This is a genomic window from Pseudomonadota bacterium (assembly GCA_038533575.1).
In the GTDB taxonomy this organism is placed as follows: domain Bacteria; phylum Pseudomonadota; class Alphaproteobacteria; order Rhodobacterales; family Rhodobacteraceae; genus Shimia_B.
Window position 1 is genome coordinate 1,858,955 of record JBCAYL010000001.1, and the last position, 15,567, is coordinate 1,874,521.

Here is a 15,567-nt window from a genome sequence, read left to right on the forward strand (position 1 = left end):
ACGTAGGAGGCCGGTAACCCAGATTAGGAGAAGCACCGTGAAACATCTCTCTTGCTTTAAAGCCTACGACATCCGCGGACGCGTCGGCGTGGACCTAGATGAAGACCTCGCTCGGCGTCTGGGACGCGCCGTGGCGGCTGAGCTCGAAGCAAACACGGTCGTCGTAGGACGCGACGCGCGCGAAAGCTCACCATGGCTCGTCGATGCACTGGCGGAAGGGCTGACGTCCCACGGCGTCGATGTCCTCGACCTCGGGCTCTGTGGCACCGAAGAGGTGTATTTCGCGACAGCGCACTTCAACGCCTCGGCTGGCGTGATGGTCACGGCGTCGCACAACCCAATCGAATATAACGGCTTCAAGATCGTGGGGGCCGGTTCCTCTCCGCTTTCCGATGAGCGGTTCCGCGCAATTGAAGCTGCCACGGCCCACGGACTTTATTCGACGGTGGCGCAAAAAGGGAAACGCGCCTTCGCGAATTGCCGGGATGCTTATGTCGAGCGCGTTCTTTCGTTCATTGATCCCGAAGCTCTGATGCCTCTGAGGATCCTCGCAGACTCTGGCAATGGCGCTGCCGGCCCGACATTGGACGCTGTTCTCGAGGGGCTGTCTGCCCGCAATGCTGCCATTGACGCCGTGAGAATGCACCACATGCCCGATGCGTCCTTCCCGAATGGGATACCCAACCCGCTCCTCCCGGAAAACCAGCCCGCGACGGCTGAAGTCGTTGTCGCGTCAGGCGCCAATTTCGGGATCGCGTGGGACGGCGACTTCGATCGCTGCTTCTTTTTCGACCACACAGGCGAATTCATTCCGGGCGAATATCTCGTGGGCCTGCTCGCCGCATCAATGCTTGAGAGATACCCTGGCGAAAAGATCGTTCATGATCCCCGCGTCTTCTGGAACACCCACGAAATCGTCGACCGGACGGGTGGCCATGCGGTCGTCTCCAAAACCGGTCATGCGCTCATCAAAGCGAAGATGCGGGAAACCGGCGCAATCTATGGCGGCGAAATGTCAGCGCATCATTACTTCCGCGACTTCATGTATTGCGATAGCGGGATGATCCCCTGGCTACTCGTGGCGGCCTACATCTCGAAAACCGGACAATCGCTTCGCGATCTGGTGGCTGAAATGCGCGCGCGCTTCCAAAGCTCCGGCGAGATCAATTTTCGCGTCGACGACCCCGCTGAGGTCACGGAGCGCATTCGGAAAACCTATGAAACCGAAGCCCTTGCAAGCGACACGCTGTATGGCCTGAGCTTCGAAACAAGCGATTGGCGCCTGAACCTGCGCTGCTCGAACACCGAGCCGCTGCTCCGGCTCAACATCGAGGCGCGAGGCGCGCAGTGCGATCTGTCTCAGCTTGTGACGGAGGTGTCAGACATCATTCGGGTCGCTTGAGGTTGAAGGAGGCACATCAACAAGCTGTCCTCTCGCAAGGCGTGCGGCGCCAAGGGTCGCGCCGCCGCTTTGCGCCAAGCAAGCGCGAAAGAGCACTCTCGGACTAGGCCGCCTGCACTCCCGCAGCGCCATTCCATAGCTCAATCAGCTGCGTCGGAAGTGTCATGGGGTCGAACGGCTTCGTCACGACACCGAGAACCCCATCTTGGAGGAGGCGCTCTTGGAGATCTGTTTCGGATTTGGCCGTCATGTAAATGACGGGCATGCTCTCGAAGCGCGCGATGTTTCTGACCCGCTTCAGGAACGTCGGCCCATCCACATGAGGCATCATGACGTCCAACAATATTAAATCGGGTGAGATCTGATCCAGCGTCGCGAATGCATGATCTGCTGATCGGCTCTGGAGGACCTCAAATCCCCCGACGAGTTCCAGCGACATCTTCGTAATGTCCAAGATGTCTTCGTCGTCATCTACGTGCAAAATCGATTTTAGCTCTTTCATGCTACCGCCCCAACTATTTGTATCTTTTGGACTGCAACTTACACGCTTCGGTTGTTGTTCCACACCCTACTAGAAATATTTTGCATGACGTCAAATTGTATCTGCGACGCCGCCAAGAAATTAGGCTGCGACCGCTTTACCACAATCCATGACCCCTGGCAGGGTCACCACGAAGGTACTTCCCACGTCGATTTCGCTTTCGGCCGTGATCGTGCCCCCGTGCAGGTCGACGAGGCTTTTGCAAATCGCGAGACCAAGGCCCGTGCCGCCGTATTTTCGGGTCGTGGACGCATCAACCTGTTCAAAACGCTCGAATATCGATTTCATCCGATCGCTCGGCACGCCTGGGCCTGTGTCCTGCACGCTGAGGCGGACGCTCCCAAGGGACTGCGAAAGACTCACTTTCACGGAGCCTTCGTCTGTGAATTTTAGCGCGTTTGAAACGAGATTGATCATGATCTGGCGCACGCGCAATTCATCCGCCGAGATGAGGCACGGTGTGCCCGTATAGGTAAGGGAAAGGCCCTTTCCTCGAGCCTTCTCCTGCATTTCAGCGATCAGGCGCTGGATCAGCGCATCGAGATCGACGGTGGTCTTGTGGAGCTCGACCTTGTTTGTGCTGAGCTTGGACCAATCGAGGACCGAATTGATGAGAGAAAGAAGATGCTGGCCAGAGTGATCGGATTTCTCGGCCTGGCGCTTGATGTCGCTTGCGAATGCCTCGAACTTTTCCAGTGCATCGGCATTCGCGCCGATTGCTGACCGCACCTTTCCATAGCTTGGAAGCAGCGTGACGTTTCTCAGGAACGCAACATAGCCAAGAATGATCGAGAGAGGCGTTCTCAATTCGTGGCTCATATTGTTGAGGAAATCGGTTTTCGCCGCCGACGCCTGTTCCGCTGCAAAGATCGCCGTCTTCAGCTCCGAAACATCCACGCGGAAGCCAACGGTAAAGCCATCGCTCGTTTTGGACTCAGAGACCTTGAGCCAACGCCCATCAGGCAGGCGCTGCTCGGTCGGCTCTTTGGGGTCCGCGTGAAGCGCGAGCCGCTCTGCGATCCATGCCTCTTCGTTGCCGATCGCATCGAGATACTGGCCGCGTGCAACGCCTTCTCGAATGATGTGCTCAAACGTATTCCCAGGCACAAAGAGATCCGAGGAATGCGCATAGTATTGGCGATATTTCTCATTGCAGAGGAGCAGCCTGTCGTCTTCGTCATAGACGACAAATCCATCTTCGAGGGACTCGATTGCCGCCACGAGCTGCCTCCGGGCATTTGCGCGATCCACGATCAAGCGGCGCGCGTAGTTCACGCCCGTGTAGCCAATGACCATCAGGCATATGACGATGGTAAGGATCGCGCTTCTTTGGGGAGAGACCGTTGTCCAGCCGGCGGAAGGCGCCGCCCCTATCTCAATGAATGCCGTATCGTTCAAACGGATTCGGCCGATCAGCGGCTCATTTTGCCAGATGTCGGCGTTTCCGAAGAGCACGTCGCCCGGTTCGGTCGTGAAAGATCGCGCGCTGATATCCGTCTGAATTGAGCCGTCGTTGATGCCCGCTTCGGCCAAGAATGCTCCGACATCGATGACGACTGAATAGACCTCGGGGCCGTATGCTGCGTCGGCTGCGCGTAGAATTAGGCCGACGCCGCCCTGCACCAGATTGACCGGGCCTTGAACGATCACCTCGTCGTTTTCCAACGCCGCATCGACCCATTTGAGGAGATCCGGCCTTTGCGTGAAATCGAGGCCCAGCGCGGCGCGATTTGGCTCCAGCGGATAGACTTGGGTGATGATGTAAGGGTCAGACATCGCAACATTCACGATGCTGGTGTTGGTATTGCTCAGAACGCCGGCGAGGGACTCAAAGTTTTCCGTTTCATCGCCCGGGCCAACCCCCATAAACACTGCGAGATTCTCGGTGAGCGTTTCGTAAGCACGCAGGCGCGTTTCGGCGTGGTCGACGATATCCTCTACACTGTCGCGGTAACGATCGACCTCGTTGAGCTGCGCGGAGCGAAGCGTCACCGATTCAAGCATCAGGACCGTCAGGGCGCCGACAGCGAGGATGAAAAGATAGACGAGAGCCAGCCGAAGCTGGTGATTGAGGCGCGGCCGGTGTGCCCACTTACGGTTGCTTAGCGATTTCATTGGGGCCCCCGCTCCAGTTTACTGCCCTGAACGTGTTGGCAGAGCCTATCCTTGGGTCTCAAGTTCTCGCTCCAACTCCGTGAGGAGATGTTCGAGCGCTTCGGCGATGGGCGGCGTCATGCGACGCCCAATTTTCACTTCCGTTTCGATGTCCAGTGCGAGTGCACCGATGTTCGAAAAGCCAAGAGTTGGCGCCACGCCAGCGAGCTTGTGGCAATCGCGCTGCACGATCTCGAGGGCGTCAGCCGCCTCGGGATTGCTTTGCAGCTCCACCGCCGCCGTTTCCAACCTGAGAATTCTGACCTCGAGGTTGCTGAAGAAGCGCTGGCGAATGGGCGCCAGCATCGCGTCGAGATCGGCGCGATTTGGAGTTTTCGATGAGGCCGCTGGGAAATGGTGTCTCATGCGAAACGAAGCCCGTTCGACGCAACCGCTGGCATGTCTTTCGCGGGCAAGCCGACCAGCTTGCCTTCCACCGCTGCATTTTCGATTGCCTCATCGAGGAGTTCATCAGCACTGCTGAAAGAAAACAGCCCGCGGCGCACAGGTGCACCGACCCGTAGGCGCGGCGCCACATCTCCAACGGAGCGGTACCAGTCCGCGAGGGTCGAAAGCGCAGGATCGAGGCGGTCTGCGAGCTCGTCCACACCGGTATAGCGACAGCCACGGGTGAAGACGACGAAGTCACCGTAGCCCGCATGGGCAATGAGCGTCTGCTCGTTCTTGAAGGTCTCCGCGAGGATCTCCGCCACATCCAGCAGCATATCCGGGTAGGCTTCCGGGCCGCGATTGGCGTGGATGTCCTCGGCATTGTCGACACGAATACCGATCGCGGACCATGCCATGAGGTGAGCCGCGTTGAGCTTGAGCAGATAGTTCTGCATGGCCAGATACGTGATCGTGCGCGGGGCTTCCGTGAGCGGGAGTGGCACAGAGATGTCGAAGGCCGCCGGCGCGCCAAACTGGCGCTCAGTGCTTTTCGCGGTGAGTTGATCGACCATCTGCATGCGGCCGCGCAGTGTGCGGCGATCAATGGGCTTTGTCAGGTAGTCCGTCGCGCCGACGCCGAAGGCACGATCAATGCTGCCCATGTCGGCGCGCACGGTGATCATGATGATCGGCGTATGAGCGCTCGCCGGATTTTGGCGAAGCATGTTGCACAGCGCGACGCCGTCCGTCTCCGGCATGTCGATGTCGAGCAGAAAGCAGTCGAACGGCGCGTCACCGCCCTGCACAAGCGTCATCGCGTCCGCAGCAGACGAGACCTGCGTCACGTCATTGTAGCCAAGGGCCCCAAGCTCAGCCGCGATCACATCGAGGAAAATCGGGTCATCATCGACGGACAGAATTCTCATTGTGCTACCCACTCGCTGTCTAGGCGACGCTATTGTTTCTGGTTTGCAGCCAATCAACCGCCGGAATGTGGCTTTAATCAGACCGATTTGAGGAAAATCCGATCTTTTAGACCTCTGAAATCACTCATCTTTTACGGGAATGCGGGCACGGCGCGCCTTATTCCTAGGGGGAAACACCAGCAATCATGGGTTGTGGACAGCTCAGATGATCTCTTCGGAGACGGCGAGGATCGCGGCAACTTTGCGGACACCGGGCCGCTTACATCCACTGCGGTCTCTTCGTATCTGCGGGCCAAGGGCCATGTCGCGGGCGACGTCTCTGGGGGAAAACTTAGAGCAAGGAAAGCTCGAAAGACCTTGGGAGCGCAGCGCCGGGTGGTAGTCAACAGGCTCCCGCCTGACACAAGGCAATCACCCGTAAAACAGCTCATTTTTCGGCATGCACGCAAGCCACCGGCTGTGTAGGGAGCTCGGGTCCTCCCCCGGCATACCCACAGGTTCTCCATGCGCACCTATCCTCCGGAACGAATTGTCTGCCTGACCGAAGAAACCGTGGAGACGCTGTATCTTCTGGGAGAAGAGGATCGGATCGTCGGGGTCACGGGCTACGCGGTGCGGCCCAAGCGCGTGCGCAAGGAGAAGCCGAGGGTGTCGGCATTCACCTCGGCGGACATCCCCAAGATCCTCGCCCTTTCGCCAGATCTCGTCCTCACATTCTCAGATCTGCAAGCGGACATCGCCGCGGAGCTCATCCGATCCGGCATCTCTGTGATGGCCTTCAATCAGAGAGACATCGCCGGAATTCTCACGATGATCCGGCATCTCGGCGCGACCGTCGGCCAAGAAGAGAGGGCCGATGAGCTGGCCCAGAGTTTTGAGGCGCGCCTTGCGCGGGTTGCGGCGCTCTCCGCCGGGAGACCAAGACCGCGCGTCTACTTCGAGGAATGGGATGAGCCCCTGATCTCGGGCATCCGCTGGGTCAGCGAACTCGTCGCGATAGCGGGCGGTAAAGAGGTCTTTCCTGACGCCGCGCAAAAGCCGGGCGCGCTCGACCGGGTTGTCACGGATGCAGAAGTCATCGCGGCGGCGCCCGACGTTATTCTTGCATCCTGGTGCGGGAAAAAGGTGAGACCAGAGAAGATAGCGGCGCGTGGAGGGTGGGACGCGATACCCGCCGTCCGCCATGGACGCATCCACGAGATCAAGTCTCCCCTCATCCTTCAGCCCGGCCCAGCGGCTCTGACGGACGGCCTCGACGCGATCATCGAGGCGCTGAGCTCTTGGCAATCCGAGCAGGGCTAGGGCTGGTCCCTCGCCCCGTGCAAGATCGAGAAAGCTTGGTTTCTCCCACGTCGCTCATTGACCCAGAAATGAAAGTGCTCTTAGCTCCCGGTCGATGGTTCTCTAGGGCCAAAGGCCCATGAGATGAAAAGGGAACACGGTGAGGCGTAGCCAGTAGGCACCAAATCCGTGACTGCCCCCGCAACTGTGAGCGGTGAGTGACCTCGACGAGCGCCACTGGAGTGAAATCCGGGAAGGCTCGAGGAAACAAAGACCCGCAAGTCAGGAGACCTGCCATCACCTGCGCCTTGATGCGCGCGGGCATTTCAACTCGATGCAGGCGGGGCGCCTGACAGGGAGAGAAAGATGGCAAAGCGGCTTTTTCCGCGACACCACAGTTCTGTTTTGCGCGCCCGCCTCGGTGGCGGAGGGCCAAATGGGACATCGAATTTCAATCTGCACGTCATGCCGACACAAGGGGACGCCCTGCCGCCCTGGCTTTGAGCTGATCACGCGCCTGAAGGCCGCACTCGACGCAGCAGGCGATGCGCTTCCTCACGACTTTGAGGTGTCTGGCGTGGCCTGCATGGCTGGCTGCGATCGCCCGTGCACGGTGGCCTTTCACGGGACGAAGAAGGCCACCTACCTTTTCGGAGACATCGACCCGGCCACGGATATCGAAGATCTCGTCAGCTTTGCCGAGCAATATGCCTATCTCCACGATGGGTGGTGCTCGTCTGTCGACCGTCCGGGAAAGCTCAGGAAGACCACGCTGGCCCGTGTCCCAGCCGCGATCTGGGCACTCGACGACACGGAAGCGCAGGCGTCGTGACAGCCGAGGCGCTCTCTGCCCGTGACCTCAGCTGGTCACCTCGGCGCGGATCCCCGGCGCTTCTTCAGCCCATGAGCTTTGACCTTCCCGCAGGACGCGTTCTTGCGGTTGTGGGGCCTAACGGGGCCGGCAAAACCACCCTTCTGCGGCTCCTCTATCGCTTTCACCGCCCCACGACCGGACACGTCCTCATCGGGGGCAACGACATCTGGTCGATGTCCGCGAGAATGGCCGCGCAACGGGTGGCCGCCGTCCTCCAGGAACAGCCGAGCGACTTCGCCCTCACCGTCGGAGAAATCATAGCCTTGGGGCGGACGCCCCATCGCAGGGGGTTTGCCGGCACCACGGGCTCGAACGATCTCGAGATCATCGATCGCGTTCTCGAGAGGATGGACCTCCGCGGGTTCGCAGATCGCCACCTGGGAAGCCTTTCCGGCGGCGAGCGCCAGCGGGTCATGGTGGCCCGGGCACTGGCGCAAGAGCCTCGGCTGCTCATCCTCGATGAGCCCACCAATCATCTCGACATTCGCCACCAGCTCGAGGTCCTCGAACTGATCAAGGACCTTCCAATCACCATCGTGACGTCGCTGCATGACCTTAACCTCGCAGCTGGCGTCTGCGACGTCGTGCTCTTGCTGCAGTCCGGAAAGTCCGTCGCCTTTGGTCCGCCCGCCGACGTCCTCACCGAACAGGCCGTCTCCGGCGCATTCAATGTCATCGCCCAGCGCGAACAGCTTTCGCGAAGCCAGGCGGATCATCTCACTTTTCATCTTCACCAAAAAGGAACGTACCGATGAAGAAGACTATCCTCACCTCCTTTGCCCTCGCGATGGCCGCCAGCGCGGTCTCTGCGGGCGCAACCGTGCAGAGCTGCAATCGCGCCGTCACATTCGACGCCCCCCCTGAGCGCGCAATCTCCAACGATGTGAACCTCACCGAAATGATGCTTGTCCTGGGCCTCGCGGATCGCATGGTCGGCTACACGGGCATCTCTGGCTGGAAGACACTCGACGAAGAAATGCGCGCGGGCGTCGAAGAACTCCCCGAGCTTTCCGCCAAGTACCCGTCCAAGGAAGTGCTCGTCGGGGCCGACGCGGACTTTTTCTTTGCCGGCTGGAATTATGGAATGAAGGTGGGCGGCGAGGTCACGCCGGAGACCCTGGCGCCGTTCGGCATCGACGTCTACGAATTGACCGAGTCCTGCACCCATATCATGGAGAAGGACAAGGCCAGCATGGACGACATGTATGCCGACCTGATGAACCTCGGCCGCATCTTCGACGTGGAAGGCCGGGCTGAAGATCTCGTCGCGGGCTACAAGGCCGAACTCGCCGCGTTCAAACAAGGTCTCGAGACCGGTGAACCGCTCCGCGTGTTCGTTTACGACAGCGGGGAGGACACACCCTTCACCGCAGGCCGGTATGCGATGCCGACAGCGCTCATCGAGGCCGCGGGCGGGGTCAATATCATGGATGACTTCGACAAAAGCTGGGCGACGGTCACGTGGGAGGAAGTCGTTGAGCGCAATCCGGAGGTCGTCATGATCGTGAACTACGGCGATGTGACTGCCGCGCAAAAGCGCGAGTTCATGATGTCAAATCCCGCTTTCGCAGAGCTCGACGCGGTGAAGAACGATCGTTTCGTGACCCTTGAATACGTGGAAGCCACACCCGGGCCGCGAAACATTCAAGCGATCAAGACGCTCGCGGACGCGTTCTGGTCTGAGTGAGACCATGAGCGAGACCACGACATCCCCATCGACCGCACGTCGCCTGTCTGGCGTTCATGCCTACACCCTGGGCGGTGTGGCACTGCTCGTGGTCTCGCTCTCCCTTGCCATTTCGGTCGGGGCTGTTCCGGTTCCTCTCGGGACGGTTTGGGGCGTTTTCCTGAACAAGGTCGCACCCGGCACCATCGAACAAACATGGTCGCAGGGACGCGAAGCCATTGTTTGGGAGATCAGGTTTCCGCGCGGACTTTTGGCCATGATGGTTGGCGCGGGTCTCGCGATGGTCGGAGCGAGCCTCCAAGCCGTCACGCGCAACCCGCTCGCCGATCCTCATCTCCTCGGGATCTCTTCGGGCGGGGCATTCGGCGCGATCCTCGCGCTTCTTCACACCGGTCTTTTCCTTGGACTTCTGACCGTTCCGCTCCTGGCCTTTGTCGGGGCGCTGGGCGCGACGGCGATTGTCCTGAGCGTTTCAAGATTGGCGGACGCGACGAGCGCGGATCGGCTCGTTCTCGCGGGTGTCGCGGTATCCTTCATCATCATGGCAGCGGCCAACATTCTGATCTTTCTCGGCGATCCTCGCGCGACCCACGTCGTCGTTTTCTGGATGCTCGGTGGGCTTGGCCTCGCCCAGTGGAGCCAGCTCATCTACCCGCTGGTCGTCCTTGGCGTCTGCGCCGCCTGGCTCTTGGCCAAGTCGGCAGAACTCAACGCCATGACAGTCGGTGACGAGACTGCGTCAACACTTGGGATCCCCGTCGCGCGTTTTCGGCTCTCCGTCTTCGTGGCAGGGGCGCTGATAACAGGCGTCATGGTCGCGTTCTCCGGCATCATCGGATTTGTGGGGCTCATGGTTCCCCATGTGGCCCGCATGATCGTTGGTGGCGACTACAGACGTGTTTTGCCCGCCTCAGCGCTGCTGGGCGCCGTTTTCCTTCTTTGGGCAGATATCTGTGCCCGAACGGTCATGGCGCCGGAAGACATGCCCATCGGTATCGTCACAGGTCTTGTGGGCGGTATTTTCTTCGTCTGGCTGCTGAGCCGGCAGCGCGCGGGCTAGCGATGGCCTGTCGACAATTCCACATGCTCGCTCCGAGGGACGGGAACAGCTTCAACCAGAAACCAAAGAGCCGTGGCGGTTATTCGCGACCAAGCTCCAGTAAACGGGCGTCACTGCAAACCGGGATCCTGATCCCGCAGCAGGTTTTTTTGAACTTTTCCCATCGCGTTGCGCGGCAATTCAGTCAGCACACGATACGCGCGAGGATGTTTGTACCGGGCCAGCGCTTTTTGCACGGCTGCTTCTATGGCCTCGATGTCTGGTACCTTGTCAGCCTCGGGCACCAGCGCTGCGACGACGCTCTCGCCAAAATCGGGATGCGCCACGCCGTAAACCGCGCTTTCCGAAATCCCATCGATTCCGTTGAGGACATCTTCGACTTCCTTGGGATAGATGTTGAAACCACCGGCGATGATGAGGTCCTTGACGCGGCCGACGATACTGATCCGTCCATCCGTCTCGGACTTTGCCAGATCACCTGTGATGAAGAACCCGTCCGGTCGCAGCTCTTCCGAGGTCTTTTCCGGCATCTTCCAATAGCCTTGGAACACGTTGTCTCCGCGGACTTCGATCACGCCGATCTCGCCTGCCGGGACCTCCTTATTCTCTTCCAGATCAGTGATGCGCACCTCAACGTTCGGCAGAGGATACCCCACGGTTCCTGCGCGGCGATCGCCATCGTAGGGATTGGAGGTAATCATGTTGGTCTCGGTCATGCCGTAGCGCTCGAGGATGCGGTGACCGGTCCGCGCTTCGAATTCCGCGTGGGTGTCCGCAAGCAGAGGTGCGGAGCCCGAAATGAACAAGCGCATCGCAGATGTGAGGTCGCGGGTGAAACGCGGGGCCGCGAGAAGGCGCGTGTAGAAGGTGGGGACGCCCATGAGCAGGGTCCCACCTGGCAGCTCCTCGAGCAAGAGATCCACATCAAACTGCTTCAAGAGGCGGACCTCGGCACCAGCCAACAGAGCCGTGTTAAGAGCGACGAAAAGGCCGTGCGTGTGAAAGATCGGCAGTGCGTGAAGGAGGCGGTCGGCATTGGTGATGTGCCAGAGCTCGGTCAACGTCCGCGCATTCGACAGAAGGTTCCGATGGGAGAGCATTGCGCCCTTCGAGCGCCCGGTCGTGCCAGACGTATAGAGCAGGGCCGCGAGATCCGCGTCCTTCCGCGGGACCGTCGCGAAGCTCCGGGGCATCGCATCGGCCCGGTCGCTCAACGTGCCGCCGGCTGCGGACAGCGTGACTACGCTCGACTGTGTCCCTCGCGAAAGGCTTTGCCACTCTTTCTCTTGAGCGGCGTCACACACGATGAGCTTTGGCTCGGCATTCTCAACGAAATACGCCAGCTCAGCCTCGGTATAGGCCGGGTTCAACGGGAGATAGACAGCGCCGGCCTGAACGGTCCCGGCATAGAGCGCGAGCGTGTCGGCGAGCTTCGGGGCTTGGACCAGAACCCGGTCACCTGGACCCACGCCGCAGGAGACCAAAACGTGCGCCATCTGAGCTCCGCGAGCGACGAAGTCGCCGTAGGAGATAGAAAGGCCGTCATCGAGCGTGAGGAACGGACGATCGCTCCCTTCATGAGGGGCGAAAAGCGCGTCGTAGAGGCTGTTGGTCACGTGAAGCCATCCGGAAAAACTGGTCTTGATGAGAGTTAACGCATCAAGGGCAGTCTCGGAATGCCATGGCACGCTCGGGGGTGCCATGGCTAAGCTGGGTATCGGCAGTGCCCCCCCGCCTGCCAAGGGCTGGCAAGGGAGGCCAGTCTTCTATGGAATTAGGATCCCAAAGCTTGGGACAGCGTCATGGCGTTATGGCGCATCATGTCGACATAGGTCCCGGCTGGGCCATCCGAGCCTGAGAGAGCATCGGAATAGAGCGTCCCGCCGATGCTTGCGCCGGTCTCGTTGGCGATCTGCTCGAGAAGACGGTTGTCCGTGATCGTTTCGACGAAGACGGCCGAGATCCCCTCATCCCGAATCTGGGTGATGAGCTCCGCAACATCGGCGGCGGATGCCTCGCTCTCCGTGCTGAGCCCCTGTGGCGCTTCAAAGGTCATGCCGTAGTGAGCTGCCAGATAGCCAAACGCATCGTGGGAGGTGACAACTGTCCGGCGGCTTTCCGGGATGGATGCCATCATCACATCGATCTCGGCCTCGAGCGCTTCGAGCTCCGCCACATAGGCCGCGCGGTTTTGATAGTAGCTGGCCGCGTTCTCTGGGTCGGCCTGCGCAAGGCCGGCGGTGATATTGTCGACGTAGACGACAGCGTTTTCGATCGTCAGCCAGGCATGGGGATCAAAGGCGCCATGGTCATGACCGGCATGGTCATGGTCGTGATCGTCATGCTCCTCCATGGAAGCCTGCTCGCCTTCATGATCATGGTCGTGATCGTCCCCGTGATCATGGTCATGATCCTCGGCAGACGCGGTCTCTTCACCATGGTCATGGTCATGATCATGGTCATGGTCCACGGCAGATGCGGTCTCTTCTCCGTGGTCGTGATCGTGGTCATGATCATGATCTTCATCGGAGGCGTGCTCTTCATGGTCGCCGTGATCATCATGTTCGTCGGAAAACTCGATTGCGTCGATGCCGACTGTTGCCACGACGAGGTCGCCATCGAAGGATGCCGCCTCGGCCAGGCGCTCCAGCCACCCCTCGAACTCGAGCCCGTTCGTGAAGAGAACATCGGCGCCAGCCACAGCCGAGGCTGCTTGCGGCGTCGGCTGGTAGACGTGGGCGTCTCCATTCGGCCCGACGAGCGTGGTCAATGCGATGTGCTCACCACCGATGCGCGCGACCATGTCCCCAAGAATGGAGAAGGTTGCAACGACCGGGATCGGTTCGTCTGCCGATGCAACGCCCGGCGCGAGAAGTGATGCCGCCACGAGGGCGGTTGCGGATTTCAGAAGCGAGCGACGAGTGGACATGAATTCTCCTCAGGTTTCGTAGTGACAGCGTGGAAGAAGCTGGGGGATGACCCCCCCCACGGGACCCACAAAAAGCGAGACCCCATAGATGACCCCCGCGACGAGAATGATCGCGGGGCCGGAGGGGAGGCTGTAGTGGTAAGACAAGAGAAGACCGACCGCGCTGGACAGGACAGCGACCAGAACCGAGACCCCCATGAGCCCCCCGATACTGGGTGTCCAAAAGCGCGCGGCGGCGGCTGGAAGGATCAGGATGCCCACGGCCATGAGTGTCCCCAGGGCGTGAAAACCGCCGACGAGGTTCATCACGACGAGGGTCAGGAAGATGAAGTGGGTCAGTGCGCTCATGCCACTCACCGAGCGCAGGAATTGCGGGTCCGCACATTCGAGGACAAGCGGGCGAAAGATCACAGCAAGCATCAGCAACGAGATGCTCGCGATGCTGCACAGCAAGATCAGGGCCGCATCGTCGAGCGCGAGCACGGTGCCGAAGAGCACATGCATTAGGTCAACATTACTGCCGCGCGTTGACACGATGAGAACACCTATCGCGAGAGAAATGAGGTAGAAGGCCGCCAGGCTGGCATCTTCCTTGATCGCGGTCATGCGGCTCACGACCCCGGATGCAATCGCGACAAGCATACCGGCGATGAGCCCGCCGATCGTCATGGCTCCAAGGGACAACCCGGAAATCAGAAAGCCGACCGCCGCGCCGGGCAGGATGGCGTGCGCCATGGCGTCTCCGGTCAAGCTCATGCGTCTGAGCATGAGAAAGACGCCAACGGGGGTCGCTCCGACCGAAATCGCGATGCAGCCCAGCAACGCGCGGCGCATGAACCCGAACTCCGCGAACGGCGCTATGATCGCGTCGTAGATCACGCCGCGGTCTTCGTGCAGATCTCGAGGCGGTCGTCCACAGCCTCGCAGAGCACGCGCGCGCGGCGATGGTTCTCGACGGTCATGACATCGCGTGTCGGTCCATGCGCGACCAGTTCTCGCGCGAGAAGCATCGTCTCCGGGAAGTGTGAGCGAACGATCTCATGGTCATGGAGCACGGCCATGACGGTGCGGCCCTCCCCGTGCCAGCCGCGGACGACCGAAATGAGATCTGTCATGGTCCGGGCGTCGATCGCGGAAAAGGGCTCGTCGAGGAGCACGAGCTTTGCGTCTTGCAGAAGTAAGCGGGCGAAGAGCGCGCGCTGCATTTGCCCTCCGGAGAGGGTATCGATTGACCGGCCCTCCAAGCCCGTTAGCCCCACGACTGCCACGGCTTCTTCTATCTTTGCTCTATGGCGGCGAGTGAGCCAGCCGAACGCCCCGACCTCGTGCCAGAGGCCCATCGCCACGAGGTCCATGACGGATAGAGGAAAGCTCCGGTCGATCTCGGATTGCTGCGGGAGATACGCCACCTCATCGCGTTTGATCCCACGAAAGCTGACCCGCCCTTCCAGTGGAACGAGGGCTCCAGTCAGACCTTTGAGAAGGGTAGACTTTCCCGCGCCATTCGGCCCCACGATCGCGGTGAGGCTGCCGTCTTTGATCTCTGCATCGAGATGATGCACGGCCGGGTGGCGGTTATAGCCGAGTGTCAGGTCGTCGAACGCAAGCGCGGTCATTGGAACAGCTCCGCGACAGGGCCCGGCATCCCGGTGGCCCAGAAAAATCCGGCCCAAAGCAGAAGGATCACGGCCCCTGCCACGGCAAGTCTACTGCCCGCTCCGGCGAGGAGAAGGCCCGGCCACCGATGGGAACCCTTCATTGCGTGGCGTCCTCCGGGGAGCAATCCGCGCAAGTACCGTGGACTTCCACCACGTGCCGCTTTGCAGAAAACCCTTTGCTTCCAATTGCTTCCGCCATAGTAGCTAGCAACTCAGGAGCCACGGTTTCTTCCACTGAGCCACAATCATCACAGATGGAAATGATGGCCTCGTGCCCGGCCTCTTCGCACTGACAGGGAATGTAGGCGTTCAAGGACTCGAGGCGGTGGATCAGGGACTTCTCGGTCAGTGCTGCGAGCACCCGATACACGGTTGTCGGCGCCATTTTCGGCGTCGTTGACCGCAATTCTGCGAGGATGTCGTAGGCCGACAGCGGGCCATCCGCGCTGCGCAGCGCGTCCAAGACCTCTGCCTGCAGAGCCTCTCCACGTTTACCCATGTCGTTCCGCCTTCAAGGTGACGCCGAATGTTATACCATTACATTTTTCGAATGCCAGTGGAACACTCCGCTTTTCTTTCGTCTCTCCGCGCGCGTGGCGATGAAAACGGGGCATGTTCAACAAAGCAAACCTGCGCCTTGCCGTCATCTCGGCCACCTCGCTGCT

The 15,567-nt window shown here is 60.3% G+C and carries 15 protein-coding genes and 1 riboswitch; of the genes, 6 read left to right on the top strand and 9 right to left on the bottom strand.

Going from position 1 to position 15,567, the window contains the following annotated elements; translation table 11 throughout:
• Positions 1 to 37 precede the first annotated feature (37 nt).
• Positions 38 to 1,402, top strand: a complete 1,365-nt coding sequence (locus tag AAFM92_09445; protein ID MEL7300592.1) for a phosphomannomutase/phosphoglucomutase — start codon at positions 38 to 40, stop codon at positions 1,400 to 1,402.
• Positions 1,403 to 1,505: 103 nt separating this feature from the next.
• Here AAFM92_09445 and AAFM92_09450 read toward each other — a convergent pair whose 3' ends face one another.
• The 4 genes from AAFM92_09450 to AAFM92_09465 form a co-directional block, all read right to left on the bottom strand.
• Positions 1,506 to 1,904, bottom strand: a complete 399-nt coding sequence (locus tag AAFM92_09450; GenBank protein ID MEL7300593.1) for a response regulator — start codon at positions 1,902 to 1,904, stop codon at positions 1,506 to 1,508.
• 120 nt (positions 1,905 to 2,024) lie between these two features.
• Entirely contained in the window at positions 2,025 to 4,058 is a 2,034-nt protein-coding gene (locus AAFM92_09455) for an ATP-binding protein (protein ID MEL7300594.1), read from the bottom strand.
• A gap of 45 nt (positions 4,059 to 4,103) precedes the next feature.
• Positions 4,104 to 4,463: an Hpt domain-containing protein gene (locus tag AAFM92_09460; protein ID MEL7300595.1), complete on the bottom strand. Its 360-nt coding sequence runs from the start codon at positions 4,461 to 4,463 to the stop codon at positions 4,104 to 4,106.
• Entirely contained in the window at positions 4,460 to 5,413 is a 954-nt protein-coding gene (locus AAFM92_09465; protein MEL7300596.1) for a response regulator, read from the bottom strand. The genes AAFM92_09460 and AAFM92_09465 overlap by 4 nt, the downstream gene beginning before the upstream one ends.
• Before the next feature lie 504 nt (positions 5,414 to 5,917).
• On the opposite strand from AAFM92_09465, the gene AAFM92_09470 reads away from it, so the two are divergent.
• From AAFM92_09470 to AAFM92_09490, 5 genes are all read left to right on the top strand, one after another.
• The gene (locus AAFM92_09470) at positions 5,918 to 6,715 is read left to right on the top strand and encodes a cobalamin-binding protein (GenBank protein ID MEL7300597.1); all 798 of its coding nucleotides are present in this window, start codon (positions 5,918 to 5,920) and stop codon (positions 6,713 to 6,715) included.
• A 78-nt stretch (positions 6,716 to 6,793) separates the two neighbouring features.
• Positions 6,794 to 7,008: riboswitch (cobalamin riboswitch) on the top strand.
• A 122-nt stretch (positions 7,009 to 7,130) separates the two neighbouring features.
• Entirely contained in the window at positions 7,131 to 7,526 is a 396-nt protein-coding gene (locus AAFM92_09475) for a DUF1636 domain-containing protein (GenBank protein MEL7300598.1), read from the top strand.
• Positions 7,523 to 8,323 carry an ABC transporter ATP-binding protein gene (locus AAFM92_09480; protein MEL7300599.1) on the top strand — a complete coding sequence of 267 codons (801 nt, stop codon included), beginning with the start codon at positions 7,523 to 7,525 and terminating at the stop codon, positions 8,321 to 8,323. The genes AAFM92_09475 and AAFM92_09480 overlap by 4 nt, the downstream gene beginning before the upstream one ends.
• On the top strand, positions 8,320 to 9,255 hold the full coding sequence (locus tag AAFM92_09485) for an ABC transporter substrate-binding protein (protein ID MEL7300600.1): 936 nt from the start codon (positions 8,320 to 8,322) through the stop codon (positions 9,253 to 9,255). The genes AAFM92_09480 and AAFM92_09485 overlap by 4 nt, the downstream gene beginning before the upstream one ends.
• Before the next feature lie 4 nt (positions 9,256 to 9,259).
• Positions 9,260 to 10,315, top strand: coding sequence for an iron ABC transporter permease (locus tag AAFM92_09490; GenBank protein MEL7300601.1), 1,056 nt, complete (start codon positions 9,260 to 9,262; stop codon positions 10,313 to 10,315).
• Between the two features lie 110 nt (positions 10,316 to 10,425).
• Here AAFM92_09490 and AAFM92_09495 read toward each other — a convergent pair whose 3' ends face one another.
• The 5 genes from AAFM92_09495 to AAFM92_09515 all read right to left on the bottom strand — a co-directional run bounded on the left by AAFM92_09495 (position 10,426) and on the right by AAFM92_09515 (position 15,401).
• Complete coding sequence (locus AAFM92_09495; protein MEL7300602.1) at positions 10,426 to 11,931, bottom strand: malonyl-CoA synthase; 1,506 nt, start codon at positions 11,929 to 11,931, stop codon at positions 10,426 to 10,428.
• A 158-nt stretch (positions 11,932 to 12,089) separates the two neighbouring features.
• Positions 12,090 to 13,244: a zinc ABC transporter substrate-binding protein gene (locus tag AAFM92_09500; protein ID MEL7300603.1), complete on the bottom strand. Its 1,155-nt coding sequence runs from the start codon at positions 13,242 to 13,244 to the stop codon at positions 12,090 to 12,092.
• 9 nt (positions 13,245 to 13,253) lie between these two features.
• On the bottom strand, positions 13,254 to 14,123 hold the full coding sequence (locus tag AAFM92_09505) for a metal ABC transporter permease (GenBank protein MEL7300604.1): 870 nt from the start codon (positions 14,121 to 14,123) through the stop codon (positions 13,254 to 13,256).
• Positions 14,120 to 14,860, bottom strand: a complete 741-nt coding sequence (aztA, locus tag AAFM92_09510; GenBank protein MEL7300605.1) for a zinc ABC transporter ATP-binding protein AztA — start codon at positions 14,858 to 14,860, stop codon at positions 14,120 to 14,122. The genes AAFM92_09505 and aztA overlap by 4 nt, the downstream gene beginning before the upstream one ends.
• Before the next feature lie 139 nt (positions 14,861 to 14,999).
• Entirely contained in the window at positions 15,000 to 15,401 is a 402-nt protein-coding gene (locus AAFM92_09515; protein ID MEL7300606.1) for a Fur family transcriptional regulator, read from the bottom strand.
• Positions 15,402 to 15,567: the final 166 nt, after the last annotated feature.